Annotated in this window: 26 protein-coding genes; 6 read left to right on the forward strand and 20 right to left on the reverse strand. The window is 41.4% G+C overall.

Annotation, left to right across the window (positions count from 1 at the left end):
• Positions 1 to 15: 15 nt before the first annotated feature.
• Positions 16 to 1,734 (reverse strand): acetate--CoA ligase, encoded by a 1,719-nt coding sequence (acsA, locus tag KR50_RS14500; protein ID WP_041060147.1) that lies wholly within the window; start codon positions 1,732 to 1,734, stop codon positions 16 to 18.
• Positions 1,735 to 1,919: 185 nt separating this feature from the next.
• On the opposite strand from acsA, the gene KR50_RS14505 reads away from it, so the two are divergent.
• From KR50_RS14505 to KR50_RS14515, 3 genes are read left to right on the forward strand one after another with little or no spacing between them, the layout of a single operon-like run.
• Positions 1,920 to 2,552, forward strand: a complete 633-nt coding sequence (locus KR50_RS14505; protein ID WP_041060149.1) for a GNAT family N-acetyltransferase — start codon at positions 1,920 to 1,922, stop codon at positions 2,550 to 2,552.
• A gap of 20 nt (positions 2,553 to 2,572) precedes the next feature.
• Positions 2,573 to 3,220, forward strand: coding sequence for an acetoin utilization AcuB family protein (locus KR50_RS14510; RefSeq protein WP_041060151.1), 648 nt, complete (start codon positions 2,573 to 2,575; stop codon positions 3,218 to 3,220).
• Positions 3,190 to 4,377: an acetoin utilization protein AcuC gene (locus tag KR50_RS14515; protein WP_041060154.1), complete on the forward strand. Its 1,188-nt coding sequence runs from the start codon at positions 3,190 to 3,192 to the stop codon at positions 4,375 to 4,377. The genes KR50_RS14510 and KR50_RS14515 overlap by 31 nt, the downstream gene beginning before the upstream one ends.
• A gap of 402 nt (positions 4,378 to 4,779) precedes the next feature.
• Here KR50_RS14515 and motS read toward each other — a convergent pair whose 3' ends face one another.
• The 14 genes from motS to KR50_RS14590 form a co-directional block, all read right to left on the reverse strand.
• Positions 4,780 to 5,499, reverse strand: a complete 720-nt coding sequence (motS, locus tag KR50_RS14520; RefSeq protein WP_041060157.1) for a flagellar motor protein MotS — start codon at positions 5,497 to 5,499, stop codon at positions 4,780 to 4,782.
• Positions 5,492 to 6,280, reverse strand: coding sequence for a MotA/TolQ/ExbB proton channel family protein (locus KR50_RS14525; RefSeq protein WP_041060159.1), 789 nt, complete (start codon positions 6,278 to 6,280; stop codon positions 5,492 to 5,494). The genes motS and KR50_RS14525 overlap by 8 nt, the downstream gene beginning before the upstream one ends.
• A 33-nt stretch (positions 6,281 to 6,313) precedes the next feature.
• A complete protein-coding gene (ccpA, locus tag KR50_RS14530; RefSeq protein ID WP_041060161.1) occupies positions 6,314 to 7,321 on the reverse strand; it encodes a catabolite control protein A in 1,008 nt (335 codons plus the stop codon).
• Positions 7,322 to 7,584: 263 nt separating this feature from the next.
• Positions 7,585 to 8,667, reverse strand: coding sequence for a bifunctional 3-deoxy-7-phosphoheptulonate synthase/chorismate mutase (locus KR50_RS14535; RefSeq protein ID WP_041060163.1), 1,083 nt, complete (start codon positions 8,665 to 8,667; stop codon positions 7,585 to 7,587).
• A gap of 823 nt (positions 8,668 to 9,490) precedes the next feature.
• A complete protein-coding gene (gene ytxJ, locus KR50_RS14545) occupies positions 9,491 to 9,805 on the reverse strand; it encodes a bacillithiol system redox-active protein YtxJ (protein WP_041060167.1) in 315 nt (104 codons plus the stop codon).
• Positions 9,806 to 9,889: 84 nt separating this feature from the next.
• The gene (locus KR50_RS18050) at positions 9,890 to 10,387 is read right to left on the reverse strand and encodes a YtxH domain-containing protein (RefSeq protein ID WP_052477136.1); all 498 of its coding nucleotides are present in this window, start codon (positions 10,385 to 10,387) and stop codon (positions 9,890 to 9,892) included.
• A gap of 37 nt (positions 10,388 to 10,424) precedes the next feature.
• Entirely contained in the window at positions 10,425 to 10,913 is a 489-nt protein-coding gene (locus KR50_RS14555; protein WP_041060169.1) for a DUF948 domain-containing protein, read from the reverse strand.
• A 440-nt stretch (positions 10,914 to 11,353) separates the two neighbouring features.
• Positions 11,354 to 12,661: a UDP-N-acetylmuramate--L-alanine ligase gene (murC, locus tag KR50_RS14560; protein ID WP_041060171.1), complete on the reverse strand. Its 1,308-nt coding sequence runs from the start codon at positions 12,659 to 12,661 to the stop codon at positions 11,354 to 11,356.
• A gap of 151 nt (positions 12,662 to 12,812) precedes the next feature.
• Positions 12,813 to 15,371 (reverse strand): DNA translocase FtsK, encoded by a 2,559-nt coding sequence (locus KR50_RS14565; protein ID WP_041060173.1) that lies wholly within the window; start codon positions 15,369 to 15,371, stop codon positions 12,813 to 12,815.
• A 237-nt stretch (positions 15,372 to 15,608) separates the two neighbouring features.
• On the reverse strand, positions 15,609 to 16,217 hold the full coding sequence (ytpR, locus tag KR50_RS14570) for a YtpR family tRNA-binding protein (protein WP_041060175.1): 609 nt from the start codon (positions 16,215 to 16,217) through the stop codon (positions 15,609 to 15,611).
• A 12-nt stretch (positions 16,218 to 16,229) separates the two neighbouring features.
• Positions 16,230 to 17,039: a DUF1444 domain-containing protein gene (locus KR50_RS14575; RefSeq protein WP_232304288.1), complete on the reverse strand. Its 810-nt coding sequence runs from the start codon at positions 17,037 to 17,039 to the stop codon at positions 16,230 to 16,232.
• Positions 17,040 to 17,174: 135 nt separating this feature from the next.
• Positions 17,175 to 17,492 carry a thioredoxin family protein gene (locus KR50_RS14580; protein WP_041060177.1) on the reverse strand — a complete coding sequence of 106 codons (318 nt, stop codon included), beginning with the start codon at positions 17,490 to 17,492 and terminating at the stop codon, positions 17,175 to 17,177.
• On the reverse strand, positions 17,489 to 18,508 hold the full coding sequence (locus KR50_RS14585; RefSeq protein ID WP_041060179.1) for a PTS transporter subunit IIC: 1,020 nt from the start codon (positions 18,506 to 18,508) through the stop codon (positions 17,489 to 17,491). The genes KR50_RS14580 and KR50_RS14585 overlap by 4 nt, the downstream gene beginning before the upstream one ends.
• A gap of 173 nt (positions 18,509 to 18,681) precedes the next feature.
• Entirely contained in the window at positions 18,682 to 19,194 is a 513-nt protein-coding gene (locus KR50_RS14590; RefSeq protein WP_041060180.1) for a hypothetical protein, read from the reverse strand.
• Between the two features lie 145 nt (positions 19,195 to 19,339).
• On the opposite strand from KR50_RS14590, the gene KR50_RS14595 reads away from it, so the two are divergent.
• On the forward strand, positions 19,340 to 19,786 hold the full coding sequence (locus KR50_RS14595) for a YtoQ family protein (protein ID WP_041060182.1): 447 nt from the start codon (positions 19,340 to 19,342) through the stop codon (positions 19,784 to 19,786).
• A 79-nt stretch (positions 19,787 to 19,865) separates the two neighbouring features.
• Positions 19,866 to 20,504 (forward strand): alpha/beta family hydrolase, encoded by a 639-nt coding sequence (locus tag KR50_RS14600; protein WP_041060184.1) that lies wholly within the window; start codon positions 19,866 to 19,868, stop codon positions 20,502 to 20,504.
• A gap of 93 nt (positions 20,505 to 20,597) precedes the next feature.
• Here the strand turns inward: KR50_RS14600 and KR50_RS14605 are convergent, their stop codons facing one another.
• The 4 genes from KR50_RS14605 to KR50_RS14620 form a co-directional block, all read right to left on the reverse strand.
• Positions 20,598 to 22,301 (reverse strand): DUF2207 domain-containing protein, encoded by a 1,704-nt coding sequence (locus KR50_RS14605; protein WP_041060187.1) that lies wholly within the window; start codon positions 22,299 to 22,301, stop codon positions 20,598 to 20,600.
• 66 nt (positions 22,302 to 22,367) lie between these two features.
• Positions 22,368 to 22,733 carry a cupin domain-containing protein gene (locus tag KR50_RS14610; protein ID WP_041060189.1) on the reverse strand — a complete coding sequence of 122 codons (366 nt, stop codon included), beginning with the start codon at positions 22,731 to 22,733 and terminating at the stop codon, positions 22,368 to 22,370.
• 221 nt (positions 22,734 to 22,954) lie between these two features.
• Entirely contained in the window at positions 22,955 to 23,515 is a 561-nt protein-coding gene (locus tag KR50_RS14615) for a DUF84 family protein (protein ID WP_232304289.1), read from the reverse strand.
• A 5-nt stretch (positions 23,516 to 23,520) separates the two neighbouring features.
• Positions 23,521 to 24,594 carry a M42 family metallopeptidase gene (locus tag KR50_RS14620; protein ID WP_041060192.1) on the reverse strand — a complete coding sequence of 358 codons (1,074 nt, stop codon included), beginning with the start codon at positions 24,592 to 24,594 and terminating at the stop codon, positions 23,521 to 23,523.
• 175 nt (positions 24,595 to 24,769) lie between these two features.
• Between KR50_RS14620 and KR50_RS14625 the strand changes: the two genes are divergently transcribed.
• Positions 24,770 to 25,081, forward strand: a complete 312-nt coding sequence (locus tag KR50_RS14625; RefSeq protein WP_041060193.1) for a peptidase M4 — start codon at positions 24,770 to 24,772, stop codon at positions 25,079 to 25,081.
• Between the two features lie 138 nt (positions 25,082 to 25,219).
• On the opposite strand, the gene KR50_RS14630 is transcribed toward KR50_RS14625, so the two are convergent.
• Positions 25,220 to 25,615 (reverse strand): GNAT family N-acetyltransferase, encoded by a 396-nt coding sequence (locus tag KR50_RS14630; protein WP_041060196.1) that lies wholly within the window; start codon positions 25,613 to 25,615, stop codon positions 25,220 to 25,222.
• Positions 25,616 to 25,664 lie beyond the last annotated feature (49 nt).

A 25,664-nucleotide genomic window follows, 5' to 3' on the forward strand; every position in this document is an offset into this window, starting at 1 on the left:
CTTTTACGCTTTTTATTACTCTTCCATTGTAGACAAATCACCTGTAGGCAAATCAAGCTCCCACGCTTTAAGCACGCGTCTCATAATTTTTCCGCTTCTGGTTTTAGGAAGCTTGTCTTTGAACTCAATTTCTCTTGGAGCAGCATGAGCTGACAGCCCTTTTTTCACATGCTGGCGAATTTCTTCTTTTAATTCATCCGTTGCTTCATAGCCTTCACGCAAAGCAATAAATGCTTTAATAATTTCTCCCCGCACAGGATCCGGCTTGCCAATAACACCTGCTTCGGCAACAGACGGATGCTCCACTAATTTACTTTCAACCTCAAACGGTCCAACCCGTTCTCCAGATGTCATAATAACATCATCGATTCTGCCCTGGAACCAGTAATAGCCGTCTTCATCTTTATAAGCAGAATCACCTGAGACGTACCAGCCATTTGGCATAAAATAAGACTCATATTTCTGCTCATTATTCCAGATGGTATTCATCATCGATGGCCATCCTTTTTTCAATGCCAGGTTCCCCATTCGATTGGCTGGTAATTCATTCCCCTGATCATCAACGATTGCCGCTTCAACTCCCGGAAACGGTTTACCCATAGATCCCGGTCTTATCTCAAGTGTTGGATAGTTGCAGATCATTTGTCCGCCTGTTTCTGTCATCCACCATGTGTCATGGATACGGTGGTGAAATACCTTCATGCCCCATCGAATGACTTCTGGATTAAGCGGCTCTCCAACACTGAGCACATGACGCAAGGAAGAAAGGTCATATTTTTTAACCAATTCATCACCAGCACCCATGAGCATTCTAAATGCAGTAGGGGCACTATACCATACCGTTACCCCATACTCTTCCAATGTCTGATACCACGCCTCTGGACTAAAACGTCCTCCGACAATGACGGACGTCGCTCCAGTCAGCCACGGACCAAAGATTCCGTAGGATGTTCCTGTCACCCAGCCAGGGTCGGCCGTACACCAATAAACATCATCTTCACGTAAATCAAGCACCCATTTAGCGGTCTGATAGTGCTGCACCATAGCTTCCTGAACATGCAGAACGCCCTTTGGCTTACCGGTTGAACCAGATGTATAATGCAAAACCAATCCATCGTCCCGTTCAAGCCATTCAATTGAAAAAGACCGGCTCGCATTGGCAAAGTGCTTCATGAAATCGATGTGAACACCGTCTTCCTCCACCTTATCCCCTACTACAAAAATATGTTCAAGCTGAGGCAATTCATTTACAGGAATCCGTTCCAGTAATTCAGGTGTCGTTATAATAGCCTTTGCTTCACTGTCCTCTAAGCGGTCTCTTACGGCTCCTTCCATAAATGCTTCAAATAGAGGCCCGACGATCGCTCCTATTTTTAGTGCCCCAAGCAAACTGAAATACAGTTCAGGTGACCGCGGCATGAAAATAAAAACCCGGTCTCCTTTTTCAATGTCTCCCTGGCTTTTTAATACGTTTGCTGCTTTGTTTGTTAATTCTTTCATTTCTCTAAAAGTATATTTTTCATTGCGGCTCCCATCTTTATAATACAAAGCCACTTTGTTCTTTCTATCGCCTTCTGCATGGCGGTCAATGGTTTCGTACGCCATATTCATTTTCCCTGTTTCATGCCAGGAAAAGTTTTTTTCAGCTTCTTTCCAGTCAAACGATGATACCGCTTCATTATAATCTTCCATGTTGTATTTTCCTTTAATGGATGGTAACGCTTCCAATTTCATAAAATCGTCCCCCTATGTAAGAAATGTCCACTTTAGTATAGTACAAAACTATAATTATCTCAATTTTTTAAAATAACAGACTATATCGCATGTGTTTCCTTTCAAATAAATGTTTTAGTTGAAAGCGCTTTATTTTATAAGTATGCTATAGATAGAACATCAACGAAATGAAGGTGAGCCATCATATGGACCATATAAAAATTTACAATGCAAAAGAATTAAAAACGACGAAAGGTTCAATTGTGATTGAAGGTCCCGTATCAGCAAACGATCTCTCATCACTTGAATTCCATGAAGATCTTGTGGCATTTCGCCCGCCGGCTCAACAGCACAAAGCGCTGATAGAAATTGCTGCTCTGCCGGAAGGAAGAATCATTGTAGCAAGAGAACGCAATATGGTTGTCGGGTATGTGACCTATTTGTACCCGGATCCCCTTGAACGCTGGTCACACGGGAAAATGAAGAATCTGATTGAGCTTGGTGCAATTGAAGTGATTCCGAAGTTCCGCGGCGCATCTGTAGGCAAGAACCTTCTTAAAGTCTCCATGATGGATGATGCGATGGAGGATTATATTATTATTACAACTGAATATTACTGGCATTGGGATTTAAAAGGAACCGGTCTGAATGTGTGGGAGTATCGTAAGATAATGGAGAAAATGATGAATGCAGGCGGGCTGGAGTATTATGCAACAGACGATCCTGAGATTAGTTCCCATCCGGCAAATTGTTTAATGGCAAGGATCGGTAAACGCATCAAACCGGAATCAATAGAGCAATTTGATCAGCTGCGCTTTATGAATCGATTTATGTATTAATTGCTAGGAGGAAGTCAGCCATGATTATAGAAGAAATGATGATTCGTAATGTGCATACGCTTGCTCCAGATTCAACTTTAGCACAAGCGATCGAGATAATGACAGAATTTAAAATCAGACATTTGCCCGTTGTGGATTCAGCCCAAAAAGTGACTGGAATTTTAACAGACAGGGATATAAAGGAATTCTCTCCTTCTCCTATTCAAACAGCAGATTCAAGAGAACTCTACGATACGAAAGTAAAAGACATCATGACTACACCAGTAATTACGGGACACCCCTTGGATTTCGTAGAAGAAATTGCAGTTCTGTTTATGGAAGAGCATATTGGCTGCCTGCCTATAGTAAGTGAAGGCAAGCTGCTTGGCATGGTGACAGAAACAGATTTACTACATACATTAATCCAATTGACAGGCGCCAGACAACCGGGTTCTCAAATTGAAGTAAAAGTGCCCAACAAAGCAGGCATGCTTTTTGAAGTAGCAGGCATCATCCGTAAAAATCATTCGAATATCCACAGTGTGCTCGTCTATCCCTTTAAGAAAGATGAAAACTACAAGATTTTAGTATTTCGCGTACAAACAATGAATCCCATGTCTGTCATTGCTGATCTGCGCGAGGAAGGGCACGATGTAATATGGCCACAACTTCCCAACAATCCACTGTAAAAGAAGCGGTATTTATTTATTCGGATGAGCTGTTGAATTACCGTTTTTCAAATGATCATCCGTTCAATCAAAAAAGACTGCAGCTTACTCTTGATTTGCTGCGAAAAACAAATGCTATCTCTGATGAAGATATCATCCCGCCAAGGCTTGCTACTGATGAAGAACTCGCGCTGGTTCATGATAAAGCTTATATTGAAGCAGTCAAGATAGCCGGCGAAGGAAAACTCGCTTTGGATAAAGCTGAAAACTATGGGCTTGGAACGGAAGATACACCTGTTTTTAAAGACATGCACGAAGCAAGTGCAAGACTGGTTGGAGGCACTCTTACAGCCGTAGATATGGTGATGTCGAATAAAGCAAAGCATGCTGTCAATCTTGGCGGTGGTCTCCATCACGGCTTTAGAGGAAAAGCATCCGGGTTTTGCATTTATAATGACAGTTCTGTAGCCATTAAATACCTGCAGGAAAAATTCGGGGCAAAGGTTTTATATGTGGATACAGATGCCCATCACGGGGACGGAGTTCAATGGTCATTTTATGATGATCCATCTGTCTGCACTCTCTCCATTCACGAAACAGGACGGTACCTTTTTCCTGGAACTGGAGCAGTCAACGAACGGGGACACGGGAAAGGATATGGTTATTCTTTCAATATTCCGCTAGATGCATTTACGGAAGATGAGTCCTTTCTTGCAGCATATGAACAGTCTTTTCGGGAAATTATTGAGTTCTTCAAACCGGATGTTATTCTTACTCAAAACGGAGCCGATGCTCATTGCTTAGATCCTCTAACTCATCTTTCATCTACTATGAAAATCTATTGTGAAATTCCGAAGATCGCTCATCAGCTTGCTCATGAGTATTGTGACGGCAAATGGATCGCAGTCGGCGGCGGCGGCTATGATATTTGGCGGGTAGTTCCAAGAGCGTGGGCTCAAATTTGGATGGAGATGTCAGATTTTGCACTTCCCTCTGACTCAATTTCTCCCGAATGGCTTAAACAATGGCAAAAGGAATCGCCTGTCCCTCTAATCAGCACCTGGTCAGATCCTGCTCAGCTATATAAAGAGATACCCAGAAAAAAAGAAATCTCAGAAAAAAATCAGCAAACCGTTGAGAAAGCTCTTTACCCTATTCGATCGCAAGTAAAAAAGTAAATATAAAAAAAGAAAGAGCTTGGGACAAAAGTGTCTCAAGCTCTTTGACCGGTTCGCTGCGCTTCAGGCGGACGCTTTCCGCAGGGACGGTTGCTTGAGCCTTTCCAGGGCTTTGCCCTGCAAAGGCTCAAGCAACCGTCATCTCCTGCTGGAGTCGCCACCTTCCGCTCCGCTCTCCTCATACTATTGATATATACTGCTTCATTTACTAAACTTTTTTAGATTTGTCCCAGCCTCTTTTTTTTGAATGCATGTAAGATAGGCTGCTGTGGAGCAAGCTTGAAAGGTGGTTAACTGCAGATGCGACATTAAAGGAGCTTAAACTTCCTCCTCACAGAAAGCAGCAGCCTGCAATATAAATAAACCGATGCCCTACAATAAAAATGGTCAACTTTCACTTTACTATTCTGATTCTTCTTCATAAAAGCGATTTAAAATAACAATTTCTACTCTTCGGTTTAAGGTCCAATTAGCTGGACCGTCATTCGCAACTTCAGGCCTTGTGTCTCCATAGCCTACAGCAGCAAAACGCTCGCTTTCAAGCTCTCGAGTTTCAAGCATATAACGAAGAACGCTGCTTGATCGGGCCGTTGAAAGCTCCCAATTTGACGGATATTGAGCAGTTTGAATAGGGCGGTTATCTGTATGCCCTTCAACCCTTACAAAATTAGGAATTCCTTCAAGAAGTTCTCCTACCCTATCTAACACCGGATGTGCCTGAGGCAGAACACCTGCTTCACCTGAGTTGAAGATCACCTGTTCCTGAAGGACAATGACTACTCCTCTATCTGTGCGAGAGGCGACCACCGTGTCCTGGAGATTTTCTTTTTCCAAATACTGCTGAATTTGAAGCATGAGATTATCTAGCTGCTCATCATTCTGCTCCGTTCCATCGATCGGATCTTCGAATGGACTAATAGAAGGAGAAGAATCGAATACCCCCTCTTCTCTAAACGATTGAGCAATTGCATCAAATTTAGCTTCATCCATCTGAGAAATAGAAAACAAAAGAATAAAGAAAACAAGGATCAGCATAATAAAATCAGCGTATGTAATCATCCATTTCGGTGTATCAGACGATCGGTCCTCCACTCTTATAATGGATCTTTTTCTTTTAGTCATTGTGATCTCCAGCAGAAGTTTCTTCACTAGTCAAATACACAGCGAGCTGATCCTCTAATACTCTCGGATTCTGACCATTATGTATGCCAATGACGCCTTCTACAATCACTCTTCCCATGAAAAGTTCTTTTTCAGTTGAGGACGCAAGCTTCGCAGCCATTGGATTAAAAACGAGATTCGCCAGCAGTACACCATAAAAGGTTGTTAACAGGGCAATGGCCATATTCGGCCCCAATGATGCAGGATCATTTAATTCCTTCAGCATTAAAATTAATCCGATCAACGTGCCGATCATCCCCCAGGCAGGCGCATAATCGCCAGCTTTTTCCACCATTCTTCTTCCTTTGCGGTGGCGTTCTTCCAAAGAAACCATTTCAGCATGGAGAATATTTTCAATGGTCTCTGCTTCGACACCATCGATTGTTAAATAGATTCCTTTTTTGATAAAGGGACTTTGAATGGTAGCAAGCTCTTTCTCGAGCGAAAGAATGCCTTCTTTTCTGGCAATCTCTGAAAGATGAACAAATAAATCGACTGTTTCTCTAAGATTGTCTTTAGAACTTTTAAATGATTGAGCGCTCACTCTGCCAAATCGTTTAAGTTCACGTATAGGAAAGCTGACGAGCATGGCTGCCAATATGCCCCCAAAAACAATCAAGAAAGATGGAAGATGGAAAAAAGAAGAAAACTCTTCCAAACCTCCATTCCATGTAATGGCGATACCAATCAGCAGAACGCCTGCTGCCACCCCAGCAGGCGTCATTAAATCAAGCTTTTTCATAACTCTCTCCCCTGCCGTCTTCAGTCAGGCTGATTAACCCTCGTTTTTTGTTGACTGTCTTTCTTCGATTCGATGAGGAAGAACAATTGTTTGATTATCTATTTCTTCTTTGTTCATAAGTTTTGTCAGCAAACGCATCGCAACTGCACCGATATCATATAAAGGCTGAACCACAGAAGTTAGCTGCGGGCGAACCATTAAAGCCAGTTTAGTGCTGTCAAAAGAGATGACTTCAGCGTCGTTCGGAATGCTTAACCCCTGATCCTGTGCACCGTGCACCACGCCAAGCGCCATTTCATCATTTCCTACAAAAATTGCGGTTGGTTTTGTTGAAAGTTCCTGCAGACGAGACCATGCTTCAAGACCGCTGTCATACGTGTAATCACCTTCAATGACTAGTTCGTCAGTATATTCAATATCTGCTTTTTGAAGAGCCTCGCGATAGCCTTCAAGCTTCAGCGCCCGGTTGATGGTATCGTGAAAAGGACCGCTGACAAACGCAATTTCTTTATGCCCTTTATCGATCAATCGGGTGACAGCTTCAAACGAAGCCTGATGATAATCAATATTTACCGATGCAGTTTCACTTGTCGCATCTACAGATCCTGCAATAACAATTGGAACAGGCGATCGTTTAAATTCAGCCACATGCTTCTCTGTGATATTACCGCCCATGAAAACAATGCCATCCACTTGTTTTCCGAGCATGGTGTTTAATAAATGAAGTTCTTTTTCTTCATTTTGATCTGAATTGCTTAAAATAATATTGTATTTATACATTGTGGCAATATCTTCAATACCTCTTGCCAATTCAGCAAAGAAGATATTAGAGATATCAGGAATAATGACACCTACCGTAGTTGTTTTTTTACTTGCCAGCCCTCTTGCTACAGCATTCGGACGATAGCCGAGACGATCGATGACTTCAAGTACTTTTTTTCTTGTAGCCGGCTTTACATTTGGATTGCCATTGACCACTCGTGAAACAGTCGCCATAGATACATTAGCTTCTCTTGCTACATCATAAATCGTTATATTCATTGTTAGCGCTCCTTTAAGCATTCTCATTTTCATTTATTTTCATTTTACACGATAAATCGAACAGAATCGAAGAAAAACTCGTCGGTTCACCTATTTGTTCACATATGTACATAATCATACGCTAGTGTTGTAACGCTTTCAATCATTAGAGTAATAAGACATAAAATGTTCGTATTTTCTAGTATAGGCAATTGGTAAAAATGCCAAACAAAAAACTCCTCCCATCCAACGCATCTGCATTAGACAGGAAGAGTTATTCTCAATTAGGATTTTGCATGAACACCCATAAATTCTTGAATAGCAGCCCAGAAATGATCAAATTGCTCGAAGTTCATCTGCTGAGCAGAATCAGATAAAGCAACCGCCGGATCCGGATGCACTTCTGCCATTACACCATCTGCTCCAACAGCAAGAGCAGCTTTTGCTGTAGGAAGAAGCAAGTCTCTTCTACCAGTTGAATGGGTCACGTCTACCATGACCGGCAGATGTGTTTCCTGTTTCAAGATTGGGACAGCTGAGATATCGAGTGTATTTCTTGTCGCTTTTTCATATGTTCGAATTCCACGCTCACATAAGATAATCTGATCGTTTCCTTGAGCCATAATATATTCAGCGGCATTAATAAATTCGTCAATAGTTGCTGCAAGTCCGCGTTTTAACAAGACAGGTTTTTTAGCAGCACCAGCGGCTTTTAATAATTCAAAGTTTTGCATGTTCCGTGCGCCTATTTGAATAACATCAATATAGTCAACAGCTTCTTCAATATGAGCTGGATTCACAATTTCGCTGATTACAGCAAGATCGTACTCATCTGCCACTCGCTTTAAAATTTGCAATCCTTCAAGACCGAGACCCTGAAAGTCATAAGGAGAAGTCCGTGGTTTGTATGCTCCGCCACGCAGTAATTTAAGTCCCTTTGCCTGTACCTGCTGTGCAACGGCAGCTACCTGCTCATAAGATTCTACTGCACATGGACCGAAAATAAATTGCGGTTTGCCGTTTCCAATCTGTTCACCTCTGAGCTCAACGATTGTATCCTCTGATTTCTTCTTTCTGGATACAAGGAGCGCTTTTCGGTGATCGTCTTTCTGAAGTTCAAGCCCCGCTTTAAATATTTCTTTAAAAATATGCTCAATCGTGGAATTGAGAAACGGTCCTTTGTTATTTTCATTTAAAAGATCAAGCATGGCACGTTCACGTACTGGCTCAAAGCGGTTAACACCCTGCTTTTCTTTTACTCGCCCAATCTCTTGAACCAATTCCGCACGCTGGTTAATGACGTCCAGTAATTGAAGGTTCATCTCATCTACTTTTGTTCTAAGCTGATCCAATTCCACATTGCTCATATTATACATTCCTTTCCTTTGAGTCTCAGTTAAACGTTATACTCGATTTCACCTCAGGAAAGTATTAAAAGAACGGTTTTCTATCGAACAGTTCTTTACTTTCTCTCCAGCACCAGATGTAAATAAGTAAATCATTTTAACAGACTCTTTTTCAAGTAATTTAATTAATTGATCTCGACTTTTCCCTCTGCCAAAATAGTAAAACTCTCTTACGAGAAGACTTACAATTTTAATAAAGAGAGGAAGCTGAAAGCAACTCATCAATTGTTCCTTATTATAATCCAACCTTCCTCGAATGTCACGAAAAACTTTATTTATTAAACGCTTTTAAGCGTTAAAGCAAGTTAGTAAAAAATAAACATAAAATGAGGTGCTTTAAAAATTTTCGTTTTAACGATCGGAAAGCAGAGTCTATTACCTGCCGTCGCCTAACTTCTTAATGAAATGAATCTAATGGAAATTTGTCTTTAAGGTTCAAGCCAATGATGCCGCTGCTGGATGAACATTATAAACCACAACCATTTCCGAGGAAATAATGCCTTAACTCATCATCCCTCCCTATGCTCGTTACGGCAATGGATGTTGTTCATGGTCTATCATAAAGTATAAGTATTCACCTTTCAGGATATGTTTCGTTCTATTGCCTGGTACCTCCCTTCAAATATATTCGAAAAAGATGTGATACGAATATATGTGGATGAATGATAGCTTCAATAAAAAAAGCCGACATCCCTTCCAGAACGGAAAGAATGACGGCTTTTTATGTGGATTCTTATTTTAGCAGGGTAGAAATTACTGGCGCTGCCAGATTCAGGAGTCATTTTTATAGCTGCTCTTTTAATGCCTTCTCTTTAATTTTAAAATGTGAGGCATTCCATACAGGTTTTTCATTCTTAAAATAAAGAACTTGTGGAGATTCATGCCTAACACCATATTGGTTAGCTATATGAGCTGAAAGATCCTTGGCTTCTTGCACAGCCAGGTAATAAGTAGCTGCTTGTTCATTTTCATCAAAATTCTTATATTCCTCATAAGCTGATGCACTAATTGGACATGTAAGGCTGTGCTTTAAAAGAAAAAATGGCTCTTGCTGAGTGATTAGTTCGTCAAATTCGCTAATTTGTTCAATTTTTTTCATTGTAAATTCTCCTTTACCTATCGTTTATTAAACTGCTTCCAAGAAAAAACGATGAAGAAAAGCTTCACCGTTTTATTCTGGGGATTAGTTATTTAATTTTGTATTTTTGTTTAGTGGTGCAGGGTCTGTTTCAGGAGTAGCCGGATCAACAGGCGTTACTGAAGGGATAGTCGATGCAGCATTTTCACTCGGTGAAAATTCCGCTGAACCCTCTTCTCTTGAACCATCCGTTTCTTGAGTATCATCGTTTGATTTATCTTTCAACGATTTAACTTTTTCCACAAGGGAGTTTGACTGGGTTTGAACAGTCTGTGTGATGCCTGCAGATTTTTCTTTAGCAGTTGACGCCAATTCATTGCCTTTTGTAACCGCCTGATCTTTCCACTCATAAGATCGTTCTTTTAGAAGACCTGCTTGGGTGTTTAAATCCTGACGAAGCTCTGTGCCTGATTTAGGAGCTAAAAATAATGCGGTAGCCGCACCAATTGCTCCGCCGATCACTGCACCTAAAATAAATTCTTTTGAACTGCTTTCTTTTGTTGATACAGTATCATAAGTTGTATTTTTATCGTACTGAGCCATGAAATTACCTCCTAATTATCTTACTGAATTTGAAAACTTAATAAGATCTTTGTTCATCAGCTGGCGGCAATGCACGCTGAGGCTCAGGATAGTCTGTTGAGAAGTTAGCAGGCTGCGCACCGCGGGCCTTCCACTTGTCGCGAATTTCCATTGCCACATTGCTCCACTGAACGACTTGAGCGATTTTCTCTTCATTGTTTTCAACCGAACGGCTGATTGAATGAGTGATTTTTCCGATTGAGCTATTAAGCTGCTGGACATTTGTTCCAACACCTTTCACCGCATCAACAACAGTATTTAACTTTAACGACTTGTCCTGGATATCTTCGGCTAGGCCATTCGTTTTATGTAATAAATCTGTTGTCTCTTTCGTTATACCATCCAATTGATTTTGAAGAGCTCCTACTGTTCCTGCGAGATTGTCCAACGTCTTCTTCATAGCAGTAAGTGTAATGGCAAGGCTGACACAAAGTACTAAAAAACCAACAGCTGCGATCGCTGCACTAATGTAAAGTATGATTTCCATGAATGTTCATCTCCTTCCTATTGATATAATGGATATACCCTTGCATTTTATACACTAAACTTGCCATTCCATATAATTTCTATTTATACCCTCCTAATTCCTTCTATTAATAAAAATTTTATAACACTTTGCTTTAGCGAAGCTTCTTCCACAGCATCTATCCATACTGCAGAATCGCAGTCGTAAAATGCAAAAAGAGCTTGAGACAAATGTCTTGTCTCAAGCTCTTTGACCGGTTCACTGCACTTCAGGTGGACGCTTTCCGCAGGGACGGGAGCTTGAGCCTTTTCAGGGCCTTGCCCTGGAAAGGCTCAGCTTGACGTCATCTCCTGCTAGAGTCGCCACCTTCCGTTCCGCTCTCCTCATACTATTAATAAATTCTACCTGATTTTTAAACTTTATTGAGTTTTGTCTCAAGCTCTTTGAGTTGTCACAGTTTCTCAGCTTTTTGCTAAAAGCCAGTTTTCATAAGACTGCTGGAACTTTTGTATGTCTCCAGCGCCCATGAAAATAAGTACCGCTTCTTTATGCTTGGAAAGAAGTGAAGGATCTTCTGCACCTAAAAGAATCGCTCCATCAATTTTTTCCTGAAGATCGTTAATTGTCAGTTTACCGTGATTTTCCCGTGCTGATCCGAAAATGTCGCATAGGTATACCTGATCTGCCTTGTTCAGACAATCCGCAAAATCATTTAAAAATGTTTGTGTGCGGGTGAAAGTATGGGGCTGAAAAATCGCCACAATCTCCCGGCCTGGATATTTTTTAGAAGCAGAGTCAAGCGTAGCTCTAATTTCAGTAGGATGATGAGCATAGTCATCAATCAATATCTGCTTTTGAACCTTTTTTTCGGTAAAGCGTCTTTTAACTCCAGTGAACGTTTTAAGCTGTTCCTGAACGACTTCTGTATCAAAACCTTCATAATGACAAAGAGCAATAACAGATAAAGCATTCATAATTGTATGATCACCGAACATTGGAATCGTAAAAGTAGCGTAAAACTCATTTCGCACCTGCACGTCAAAGGTTGTTCCTTCAGGAGTGGTTACGATGTTTCTTGCTTGAAAATCGTTATCTTCGTCAAATCCATAAAATAAGACAGGAACATTTGCCTGCATTTTCTGCAGCTGCTCATCATCTCCGCAAGCAATAATCCCTTTATTTACCTGCATAGCCATTTCCTGAAATGCTGAAAATACATCGTCAACATCCGCGAAATAGTCAGGATGATCAAAGTCGATATTCGTCATAATCATGTAGTCAGGCGAATATGAGAGAAAGTGCCGTCTGTATTCACATGCCTCAAATACAAAATATTTGCTGTCTTCCATGCCTTTTCCGGTTCCGTCCCCAATAAGAAAAGAGGTTCTGTCTCCCCCTTGCATCACATGGGCGAGGAGTCCGGTGGTGGACGTTTTGCCATGTGCACCTGAAACCCCAATAGAAATATACCGCTTCATGAAATCACCAAGAAATTTGTGATACCGGATCACTTCCAGTCCCTGTTTACGGGCTTCATCAATTTCTTCATGTTCATCAGGATAGGCATTCCCGGCAATCACCGTCATACCCGGTTTAATATTGTCCCGGCTAAACGGCAGGATTTGAATTTCCCGTTCTTCGAGTGGAACTTGTGTAAAAAAATGTTTGTCTATATCAGAGCCCTGAACATGATGGTTCATGTCGTGTAAAATTTGAGCTAGAGGACTCATTCCAGAGCCTTTTATTCCTACAAAATGATAACTTGTCATTAATTAAACCTCCAACGATCCTCTGCCTTGCCACAATATATGTCCGGCAAAGAATGGTGTGTAATCAGATTATTTTAAAACGCATATTTTTTTATTATAGCACGTTCTTCTCTTTCAATAAACTATGTGCTTTAAATCAGAATTGTATAGACTAATGACTTGTTCCTGTATTTTGCAATGATTCCAAGTCCTCATTTGTCATGAGGACATCTCTTGGCTTGCTGCCTTTCGCCTCTGAAATCCAACCCTGCTTTTCCATCATATCGATCAGACGTGCGGCGCGATTGTATCCAATTCTGAATTGTCGCTGCAATAGCGAGGTCGAAGCTCCCCCATGAGAAACGACAAGTTCACATGCCTCTATTAACAGTTCGTCTTCTTCTTCCTGTATTTCTACTTTCGCCAAAAGTTCTTCCTGGTGGAAAAGGTAGCTGACTTCTCTTTCTTTTCTTACATGAGATACGACAGCATCTATTTCATCATCTGATACAAAGGTTCCTTGAAGACGGACTGGTTTAGAGGCTCCGTTACCTAAAAAGAGCATATCCCCTCTTCCAAGAAGCCTGTCCGCTCCGGATGTATCAATTATTGTTCTTGAATCCACCTGTGAGCTGACTGAAAAGGCAACACGTGTTGGCACATTGGCTTTGATCAAACCGGTTATAACATCCACTGAAGGCCTCTGTGTGGCAATTAGTAAGTGAATACCACACGCTCTGGCTTTTTGTGCAATTCGGCAGATAGCCTCTTCTACATCCGCAGGAGACATCATCATTAAGTCTGCTAGTTCATCAATCACGATCACTAAATAAGGAAGTTTTTGATTAAATTGACGAGCTTCTTTTGCTTTTTGATTGTACCTGCTTATGTCTCTTACTCCCGCATGGGCAAACAGCTGATATCTTCTTTCCATTTCTTCTACTGCCCACTTTAAGGCAGCCGTTGCAGCCTTCACGTCAGTAATTACTGGACTGACCAGGTGGGGAATATGATTGTAAGGCGCTAGTTCAACCATCTTCGGATCAATTAGCAGCATTCTGAGATCATCAGGAGATGAATGATAAAGCAAACTGATTAAAATCGAATTTATACACACACTTTTGCCTGAACCCGTAGCTCCTGCAATCAGACCATGCGGCATTTTTCCAATATCTGTTACAACCGGCTGACCTTCAATATCAAGCCCCAGTGCGATCGGGAGTGTGGCAGATGAGTCCTTAAATGCCCGGTGATCAAGTATTTCCTTCAGTGCAACAGGACGGCTCGAAGGGTTTGGTATTTCAATCCCTACCGCCATTTTACCTGGTATCGGGGCCTCCATCCGAATATCACGTGCTGCAAGACTGAGTTTGATGTCATCTGTGAGGCCTGTAATTTTACTGACCTTCACTCCCTTTTCAGGAAAAATCTCAAACCTTGTAACAGAAGGACCTTGCGTTACATGTCGTACTTTAGCATTTACGTTAAACGAAGATAATGTTTCATCAAGCATTGCAGTTTGCTCATCCAGCCAGTCCTGATCAACTTCGGCATGTACCGGTGCCATCAAAAGATCCATAGACGGGAAAGCAAAGTAAGGCAGCTCTTCCTGTGCAGTTTCAAGTGAAGCACTTGGTATGACTGTGTCTTCTTTTTGAGGTTCTTCAGGATGAGTAATGCTCTCAGATAATTTCTGCTTCTGCTGATTAGTTACCGTTTTTTTTTGATCTCTATCTTGGGCTTTTCTTCTATCCTGCTTGAGCATTAGAACATTAAATGGTAAGCTTCCTGCCTTTTTTTCCTTCTTTACGGGTGCTGCCTGCTCACTGACTGATGGAGAAGAAACAGGTTGTTCTTTAGGCAGCGGTTGAACTTCATTCATGGTTGTATCCGCTTCTTCTGTCTCTTCTTCAACGTGAATGCTGTTTTCATCTACCTCGATACCAGCAGAGTCAGACACAAGTTTAAGCGGCACCGGTTCTTCATTGATTTCCTGAACCTCTGTTTGGTGTTCATCACTGCTGTCTGCTTCAGCTGTCATGTTCTCGTTCTCTAGTTCTTCGCCCAGCTCAGGTTCTGCAACTTGTATTTGACTGGCTTGATTTTCAAGCCCTGTAAAAGAAGTCCCTCCCCTAATTTCAAAGGGTGGTTCAGAGGAAGAAAAATCATCACTTTTCTCTTGTTCAGAGGCGAATCCCTCTTTTTGTTCTGCAGCCGCTTCCTCTTTTTTTACAGCATGTTGCCCTAATTCAGTCTGCTGTCCGTAGTCTGCAACTTCTTCTTTTGACATTCCTACCGCTTTAAATGGACTAACTTTTTTCTCAGTAATCGGAAGCTCGTATTCAATCTCTTCTATCGTTGGTTTTACTGGTCTTTTTTGAAAACCATAAATAGGTGATGGAACTTCTGTCGGTGTAAAAGGCTTTTTTGATACCTCTCTTTTCACCTTCACATTTTTATCATACTCACGCTCAGAAGCTGTTCTTTCAGCATCATAATTATTTCTGTCACTCTTTTTATTCTGTTCTCTTGTTGTGCGTTCACTTTTTTCATCAGGGATGATAGGGAACCTGAATGCTCCCTTCGGATACTGATAAACCATTTTTGTATCCATTTGTTTGCTCTTTTGAACAGGGGGAGACTCCTTTTTTAGTATCGAGGGTGAACGTTTAATCTGCTCCCCTTTTTCTTCCTGCTGAAGATAGGAAAGAACTTTCTTAATCCAACTCATTACGATCACTCATTTCTTTAAGTTCCTTTACATTTTATCAGTTTTTTTCTCAAATTCGAGTTGAAACCATGAATTGGGAAAAACGTTGTGCTTTATGTCAAAAAAAGGGCATAGCCATATAAAGAAAGGATCATTTAAAGGCCCATTTCTTTAGCGTCACACAGAGGCGATAAAAAAAGCCCTGCTGATCTTCCTAACCTTATAGGAAAACAAACAGGGCTGCGTTCCACAGACACATTACGATTGAATAAATGGCTCTCCCGCTTCATATGAATCTTCAAGTACTAAAATTCCTTTTTCCTGCGGAGCATCTTTTAAATTCAGCTCTTTAGCAGAACAAATCATCCCGCTCGAAGGAACACCTCTTAACTCAGCGTCTTTAATCACCATACCACTAGGCATAACGGCTCCGACTTTTGCTACTACGACTTTTTGACCCTGGTCCACATTCGGAGCACCGCAAACAATTTGCAATGTTTCTTCTCCAACTTGAACCTGACAAATGTTCAGCTTGTCTGCATTTGGGTGCTTTTCTTTCGATTCAACAAAGCCTACAACAAATTTGGGAGAAAAATCAGCTGTTAATTCCTCAGAAAATCCATTTTTACGAAGTGCTTCATTTAGAGCAACGAGTTTTTCTGCATTCATCTCAACTGGTCCAGTTTCTGCTGTCTGAATGTATGCAGAAGCATTGAATAAATTGTAACCAGCTGTTTCGCCTGTTTCACTGTTAACGATTTTTGCCACATCTTCTTTACGTTCAAACGTTCGTACATCTGCTGGTATTGATGCCAATGTAATTAGTAATACATCTCCAACACCCTGACGGTTATAAAAAACATTCATGTTTGTTTCTCCTTATTCTCTTCGTTTATTTTTTCCTAAAATGAATACCGGCTCAAGCTCTCCATCTTCGTAAATGAAGGAAAGAGCGGTAATCGGAACATGTCCATTGGCAAAGAAAGCCATAGCCATTTGCGCAAGCACATCAAACCCTGTTTCATTTCTCATATCACCGATAATTAATACATCCTGATGTGGAACGGCTACTGTCATTTCACCTTCCATTTTCGCTGCCATTTCTTTAAGGAATGACTCATTTAATATCCTGCTTGCGTCGTAGCCGTCATTTGTGTTCATAAAATAAAATATATTCCCCGCAACTTCATCTTTTTTCACCTGGGTCGGGAGTGATCTTACGTTAAAAAGGGCCATTTCTTTTATTTGCTTTTTTGTCCACCCCTGCTTAGCCATAAATGCCTCATCAATTAACCGGTACGTATTGCCAAGATCTACGGCATAGAAGATGCGTGTTTCAGCAGTGTGCTCATCAAACACAAAGGAAACTCCTTCTGAATCTTCCACCGGGAATGAAGTGGAGCGGATAACAGGCAAAACCTGTTTTTGAGCTGATTCTACCTTTGTTTCCTTGCCCATAACATCAAGGGCTTCTTCAACATAATAGACAACTTCATCAATAGCCGCATCTTTCTTTTCATTCCATTTGCCAATCACGCTCGGAAGAGAGACTTCAATCCCTTTTTTCGTTTCATTATTTTCAATTCGGATCTGATCTTTTTCACGGTCGTAGCTGATCGTTCGATCGTCTCGCTTAAGTCGATCTTCAAGCAACCGTTTCATTTTAATTGAATCCATTTTTCCACTCATTTTTTTCCTCCTGACTTAGGAGAGTGCTGTTTCATCCTACACTCTATTGTACATGAAAACGACCTGACCCTAAAGGAGAAATCCTTACTCGGGAGCAGGCCGGCATTTCATTTTAATTATTTGTCGATCTAACGATTAAGCGTGCAATTCAGATAGAAAATTCTCGATTTGTTCTTGTGTTTTTCGCTCTTTTCCGACATAACGTCCTGTTTCACTGCCATTTTCAAATGCCACAAAGCTTGGAATCCCAAAAACATCTTGTTCAATGCAGAGGTCAATAAACTCATCTCTGTCTACATACACAAATTCAATGTCCGAGAATTTTTTTTCTATTTCAGGCAAAACAGGGTCAATTACCCGGCAATCCGGACACCAGTCAGCTGAAAACATAAAAACATGCTTACCGTTATTTTTAAATTCCATAAATTGTTCAACAGACTCAAGTTTTTTCATTTTTCGCTGCCTCCAGTATGAATTTTCATTTGACCTTCTTTGATCAGGCCTATTTTTCTCATATACTGAGATAGTAACAGGGCAATGACAATTGGTCCAATAAAATGCAGCAAAATAACCTGAATCATCACTTCAGTAGTGAACCCCATCGTTTGAAACGTCATAATCTGCCCCACAAATCCACTAGTTCCCATACCTGCACCAGGTGCATTGTTTTCCATAATCCATATGGTTGTACCGATTGGCGCCATGAGCATGCCCGCGATTGTTGGAGGAAGAAGAATGAGAGGGTTGCGCAAAATATTGGGAACCTGAAGCATGGAAGTCCCCATGCCCTGAGCAATCAGCCCGCTGAATTTATTTTCCCTGTAGCTGGCAACAGCAAAACCGACCATTTGTGCACTGCATCCAATGGTTGCCGCACCTGCAGCGATTCCACTTAAATCAAGCATTAATGCAATAGCAAGACTTGAGATAGGCGCGGTCAAGGCAAGTCCCATCAGCATCGCCACCAGCATTCCCATCATAATGGGGCGCTGATCCGTTGCCCATACAATCCATCCCCCGAATGATGTCATAAAATCTGCAATAAACGGTCCGATATAGGCAGCTGCAGAGTATCCTGCTGCAATCGTGACAAATGGCGTAACAATAATGTCAATTTTGGTTGATTGACTTGCCAGTTTGCCAATCTCTGTTGAAAAAAGTGCAGCAACGTAGGCTCCCGCAGGTCCTCCTAGTGAGTACCCTGCAGCACCTGTCACAGCTGCGGCAAATAATACAAGCGGAGGCGCTTTTAAACCATAGGCTACCGCCACACCAATTGCAGGTCCAGTCATGCTCATCGCAAGAGCACCCATTTCTTCAAAAAACGGAAGATTAAACTGTTCTCCAGCAGTTTTAATAATAAGCCCTATTATAAGAGATCCAAAAAGTCCTAAAGCCATATAGCTTAATCCATCGAGTAAATACGTTTTAAATGACAAGCGTATTCCTTTTTTCTGCAGCCATTTCATCCTCTATCCCCCATTCTCGTCACAACACTAGTGTAAAGACACATGTCAAAGTTGTAAAGAACCTTTGATTTAATAAAGCAGACGTCAATTGAGACAGGAAAATCTTTATAGTAAAAAAAAAGACTTCTATAAAAGAAGTCTAAACTAAATGGTTAAGATAACAAACGATGATTTTATTTATCCTGCCATTCAACAGAACGTGCGGTTTCCATCATCCACTTAGCCTTTTTAGATAAATCCCCTAACGATGAGACTGTCGTAAGCTTTACATAATCTGCACCCGTTACAAGTTCATACTTTTCTTCCTCTACCTGCCTTACAAGAACATAACCAAAGCGGCCGTCTTCTGTAAATGTTTCATTTACAAGCCAAGATTCTTCAGTAGCTGTCGTCATGTGATAAACACTTTCATTTCCTGCTTCGGTATTGCGGTGATGAAAAAGAACGAAGGGATCATTCCCTTTTTCTAAAACAATATTATGCTGATCTTCTTCTTCAATCGATGTATTAAATGGCAGACGAAAAGACAGCTCATCAATTTCTTCATTCGTGTTTTTGGGCTGATCTTGAAAAATTTCTTTCACTTCATCAATCGTTTTCTTTTTTTCTTCTTCGATTGATGGACTGCATGCAACTATAACAGCAGATAAACTTAAAATCGCTGTTAATAAGAGTGCTTTTTTCACGATTTGTTCCTCCTACATCTGTAAAAATGCTTCGTCTCTCATGATACCTGTTCTCTCTATCATTTGACAATAGAATATGGCAGACAATTTTTAGCAAGATTCTGATTATGATATACTAAGGAAAAATAGGTAGAGGAGTGGTATTTTGGAATTAACCATTTACTTAGCAGGAGAAATTCACAGCAACTGGCGAAAGCAGCTTACATCTATGGCGAAAGAGCTCCCTTGGACGCTGCATTTTGTCGGTCCAATGGAAAATCATGAGCGCTCCGATCACATCGGGGAAGAAATTTTAGGAGAACAGCCGAACTCTATTTTTAAGGACGATGCAGCTTCAGCAATGAATAATCTGCGCACAGAAGTGCTTTTACAAAAATCTGATCTCGTCATTGCGTTGTTTGGTGAACAATACAAGCAGTGGAATACAGCTATGGACGCGAGTGCTGCTCTCACTCTGCATAAACCGCTGATCTTAATCCGCCCGGAAAAACTTCACCATGCACTTAAAGAACTTTCTAGAAAAGCAAGTGTAACGGTTGAAACACCTGAACAGGCACTACAGGCAATTTCCTATATCTTTGAAGAAAATTAAACAAATAGGTCGGAGAGCTCAAATCTACTTGCCTTTTTTGCTGCTATTTAACTACCAAGTTTAAGGAGAGCAATCGCGTATGGAAATAACGAGGTATGAAAAAAAGGGGTATCAGGATTTAACGGTCCCTTATACGTTCTTTAAGCAGCAAAAGCCTAAGGGACTGCTTATCGTCCTTCCAGGTCTTGGCTATACTGCCCAAGCCCCGCTTCTGCATTATTCTACGGGGATCTATTTGAATAGAGGCTACGATGTCCTTCAAATAAACTACCGCTACTCGAACCCCGAATATGACCATTTCACTCAATCTGAATTAATTAACGCTCTAAATTCTGATCCACAGAAAATCATTTCTACCATAGCAGGCAACAGATCTTATAGTGATTTCTATTTAATCGGCAAATCTCTTGGAACCATTGCAGTCAGTTCCTTTTTGAAACTTGAAATGTTCAGGCAGGCAAAGGCAATATGGATGACACCTTTGCTTCATAGAGAGGATGTTCATGCTGCCATGTTGAATCACACTGAGGCAAGTTTATGCTTTATTGGCAGTGAGGATCCCTATTATGAAGAAGAGCGATTTAGTCAATTAAATACCAACCCTGATCTATCCACTTATTGCATTCCTAAAGCAGATCATTCACTCGAAATAAAACATGATACGCATGGCTCCATCAACATTCTTAACAGTATAATGGACCAAATCCATTCATTTTAAAAATTACACATCTAACCGAATATTTAACCATTCAAAAATAAACATCCCGGTCCAGCCAACGAAGGCTTGAGCCGGGATTTATTTTTTCTTTTGTTAAAAGGCTCCAGAGCCTCCGCCGCCCCCTCCGACACCGCCTCCTCCAGCACCTGACGCGGAGGAATTAGATGAACTTTGGATAGAAGCAGACTCATTAGCTGAGTGAAAGCTTGGACCTGCAACTGCAGACAGGACCGCAATCGTTGAAATATCTACTGAATAAGCTGTTGAAACGGCAGAAGGGATTGGTTTAAAAGCGGAAAGGAGCTTATCATTTTTATCGATTATATCTTTGTCATTTGAGCCCAAACCGTATAAATACATTCTCATCTTGTCATCCTCAGACCATTTTTCCCATTCTTGATTAGACGTATTAGTATAACTCCGCTTCGCTTCTATCCACTCATTTCTAATCTGTACTCCTTTAACCGTTCTCGGTGAGTAGGCTATAGCATACACAACGGCTGCAATAATTAGCAGTATGGTAAAAAACATTTCTGCAAATAAGCCGTGTAAAGGAAATAGAACGGCTAAGGGCAAGAGAATAAGTGATGAAAATCCTGCTGCAAGCCGGTGTTTCGTCTTGTTCTCAAACAGCTGACGGTCTTTCACTTCACGGTGTACAGCTTCTTTCCATCTCGTCTCCGAACTCTGGTATTCAGTATGGTTTTCCGTTTCAGAGGTATACTTTTCAAGCTCTTGTAAAGTGAACTCTTCCCCGCTCCCGATTTCACCAAAAAGCCAATCGAGAAGAATCTCTTCATGTTCGTTTACATCTATCCTGTGAGCAATCCTGTATGAACTTTCATCGCGTTGAATAACGTTTCCTTTTCGTACTAAATTTAATAATGATGCGCCTATTGCTTCATTGGGCAACAGTGAATTCATATACGCAATTAAAGCGGGCAGGGACAATGTCTCAGGTGGAAGAGCCCCTTTTGAAGCAGTCAAATTCTGTGCTTCCTTTTGAACTGCTTTTGATCGCTTTAGACCCCTTATGATCAAAAAGAAAAGGTATAGTCCATAGATGACGAGAATAGGAATACCAATCATCGCGATCAGATCACGGCGGTCATTATAAGTAGCAGCCTCCTGTTCAAGGGACTGTTCTGCTGCTGCTAATTGAGCACGAAGATCTTCTTCTGTGTTAACAATAGAAGAACTGAATATCTCTGCATCCCAGGCGGCTCGAATATCCCCTTTTGTTTCAGCCGGAACTTTTCCATATTCATATACGACGGTTCCGTTATCTTGAATGGTCTCTTTATTAAAAGCGCGGTCGTAGCCAAACGCTATCACATCACTTGTTGATGACGGGGGCACCAAAGTAATAGACAGGTTTTCATAGTCCGATTCATTAACATCTCCAAAAAAAGCCCAATAAAATTCCGCAAGATCGCCGTTTGATTGTATAACATTGGATATGGTATACGTAATGGTGACTTCAATGATTTCATCGTCTCCAGATCGGTATATGCGATAAAGATCATTTTCAGCAGATAGATCCAGTTCTTTCCCACTCTCGGTTGCTTTTACATTTTCGATAGCCGAACCCTCTTTTGGCGCCAACTGACGGGTTATCCCATTAAATTCACTGTCAAAATCATACGTATGCGTCTCGGTAACTTCTACTTCACCTGATTCCTGAAATTCTGCTAAAATCTCAGACTGTGAGATTGAGTAGTCAACCGCATGCCCTTTATGTGGAAACATAAAAAACAGAACGGCGATTAAAAGTGGAATCCATTTACTCACTTTCATGGTCTTCACCTTCCCTCTCTAATAAGCTTTACGGAAAAGAGCTGAAGAAAGTTTCATCTGGTTTTATTAGGAGCGGGGAAACGAATCTTTCATAAAGTGGGCAGGGCTTAATTTTTCACTTTCAATAACAATGGCCATCAGGCCGTTCTCTGTTCTTGTTTCATGCCACTCATCTTTCTCCCAAAAGACAGCATCTCCTGCTGTAACAAAGGAGTACTTTTCATCTTTACATCGCACTTCTCCTTCACCATTTACGATCAGAAGCAGCTGCGGCATGACGGCTTGATGGTACCCGATCACTCCATTTTCTTCTAAATGCATGCACCCGATCATAGAAGGGCTGCTTGTTTTCAGAATTTGGGACAAGACAAAATCTGATTGAAAAGCTTCAATTCTTTTTCCGGTTTCTTTTGTAAAAGAAAAAAATTTCAACTCTTTCCCTCCTCTGAAAAAATCACTCTCGTTCATTTCCTCTTCAATCAGACGCTTTCCGTGCAGCGGGAGGTGAGACGTTCTTCCCCCTTACCTCTTATTAAACGCAGCGCTTGAAGTGAGTTTCCGTGGTCAGACGCTAAAAGATATAAAAAAATAGGATCGCCTCCGCATTGCTTATTCCTGAAGGCGATCCTATATAGGTTAACTGGTTATAATTCTTAGCGTTTTTCAATCTGTTTTTCTTTGCCGCTTTTGATTTCCCATTGGCCATAAAGAAGTGCAACGATATGTGAAAACATTTCAGCCCGTGTCATACGGCCATTGGTAAAGATCCCTATGGCGCCTTCTTGCTGGCGTATATCTTTTCTTTGGCTGAAGCTTTCCATAACAGGGCCAAGTTCTTTTCCTGCTCGTAACTCGTCAGCTACTGCATTCGGCAGAAGAATCCTTGCTCCTCCTGCAAAAATGGGCGCGTTCATGTTTTTATCTTTTAGGGCTCCCCAGTTGCACAGGAAAAGGCCGTGAGACGTCTCAATGACGCCTCCTTCTAAGCCAATTCCAATCTGTGCGTGAGGAGAGGATAGCAGCGCATTGCTTGCACGATTAACTGCGCCAGCCATTGTTTCTTCGTCTCCAAGAGGCTGTTCGCTTACTTCCGATGAAACAGCATACGCCTCCAGTTGAAAAGGAGCATCGGCCATCGACCGGAGTGATTTCTCTATCGCTGCTATTTTTGCTTTATTTTTTGTTCCCGCTGCAATAACAATAGAATCAGACATTGGTCTTATGAATTTTGACGGATCGCTTCAATAGTTGATCGATCGCAGGATTTTACGAGTTTAACAAGCAGTTCTTTTGCTGCCGCATAATCGTCTATATGAATCATGGAAGCATGTGTATGAATGTATCGTGAGCATATACCCACCACTGCACTTGGCACACCTTCATTTGAAGTATGAACACGGCCCGCATCTGTTCCACCTGCAGAGACAAAATATTGATATGGAATACTGTTGGATTCCGCTGTATCAAGAACAAATTCTCTCATGCCCCGGTGCGTAACCATACTGCGGTCAAGAATACGCAAAAGTGTTCCTTTACCCAGCTGTCCGAATTCATTTTTGTCTCCTGTCATATCATTCGCAGGACTCGCATCCATCGCGAAGAAAATATCCGGGTTAATAAGATTTGCTGCTGTCTGTGCTCCTCTCAGGCCGACTTCCTCCTGAACAGTTGCTCCGCTGTAAAGAGTCGAGTTAAGTGATTCTCCCTGCAGTTCTTTCAGCAGTTCAATGGAGAGACCGCAGCCGTAGCGGTTGTCCCAGGCTTTGGCTAAAATCTTTTTGTTGTTAGCCATCGGTGTAAACGGGCAGATCGGTACAATCTGCTGACCTAAACGGATGCCCATAGATTCAGCATCCTTCTTGTCATCAGCTCCTACATCAATCAGCATATTTTTAATATCCATTGGTTTTGCCCGTTTCTCGGGACTTAATAGATGGGGAGGTATGGAGCCAATTACACCGGTTACCGGAGCTGCATCTGTTATGATTTCAACTCGCTGTGCAAGCAGCACCTGGCTCCACCATCCGCCAAGCGTCTGAAAGCGCAGCATGCCGTTTTCCGTGATGCCTGTTACCATAAAGCCCACTTCGTCCATATGTCCTGCTGCCATTACAACAGGTCCATCTTGAGGGCCTTTTTTTAAACCAAATAGGCTTCCTAGTCCGTCCTGTACGATTTCATCTGAATATTTTGAGAGTTCCTGTTTCATAAAAGCGCGGACAGCATGCTCATTGCCTGGTGCGCCTGGAAGCTCAGTTAACGTTTTAAATAAGTCTAATGTATCTTGATTCACAAAAAAATCCCCTCTCGTTTTTACCTGCTATATGTACATTCATTTTTATTTTACAGAACTTTCTTTCGACTTGCCACTCTTAAGAAGAATTCTAAGCGATTGGCAAAGATAGGTGATTTACTTAGAAGAATTCTGTATACTTAGGATAGTTTGAGCAATTCGGAGGTGAGATCAAATGAATTGGAAGGATGTTACGGTTGGAGCAGTTGCAGGACTTGCTGCTGGAATCGCAATCAGTCAAGGTACTTCAAAAGCCGTTTCTGTACCTGCTGATAAAGTGCTTCAGGACGTCAAAAATCAATTTAAAAAACGCGGATCAATCGATGGTTCGTGGATTCAGATGAAACCCGAAGAGCATGAAATACTCGCTATAAAAAATCAGGTTTACCGGGGCGGAATATCCCGTCACCAGGGAAATGAGTTAGAGCAGTTTGAATTTATTGCTGATGCAAAAACCGGTACTGTAATGAATGTTTATAAAGTTTAAGTTTAAAAGATTCTTGTCTTAAATGGGACAGGAATCTTTTTTTGCAATGCCCTTTGATCACTCTTTATTTTTTATCTAAACTCCATCTTGATTTTCTATTTACATCTTCACAAGAGAAGCTTTTATAGAATAAACTGTCTATACACTTTTCCGCCACACGCCTCCTGCGCACGAGTCAAATCCGCTACTCCTATAAAAATCCTTATGATCATATGCAAATGTTACGGTCACGATCTCTAAGCCGGTCCGTTCAGCTTCTTGAAGCAATGCTGAAACCAACTGCTTCCCAAGACCCTGCTTTTGATAAAAGGGATGGATCAGGATATCTTCCATATAACCGTGTTCAAGCCCAGTCCCTGCTACATACCCAAATCCAATTAATAGACCTTTTTCATTACGTATAGCCGCCCAGAAAGTACAGCAGCCGAACAGCGCTGGATAATCTCTATCCCGCCTCGCCCATCCAACTGCTTCCCTGAGATCAGGCACTTCAGAATCACGAATTTCACTATTGATTTCGGGTAAACGATTCATTTTCTATACCTCCTGTTTTCTTTTAGTTATCCCTGGAGAAGGTAATCGC

Source organism: Jeotgalibacillus campisalis, from assembly GCF_000829515.1.
GTDB classification, from domain to species: domain Bacteria; phylum Bacillota; class Bacilli; order Bacillales; family Jeotgalibacillaceae; genus Jeotgalibacillus; species Jeotgalibacillus campisalis.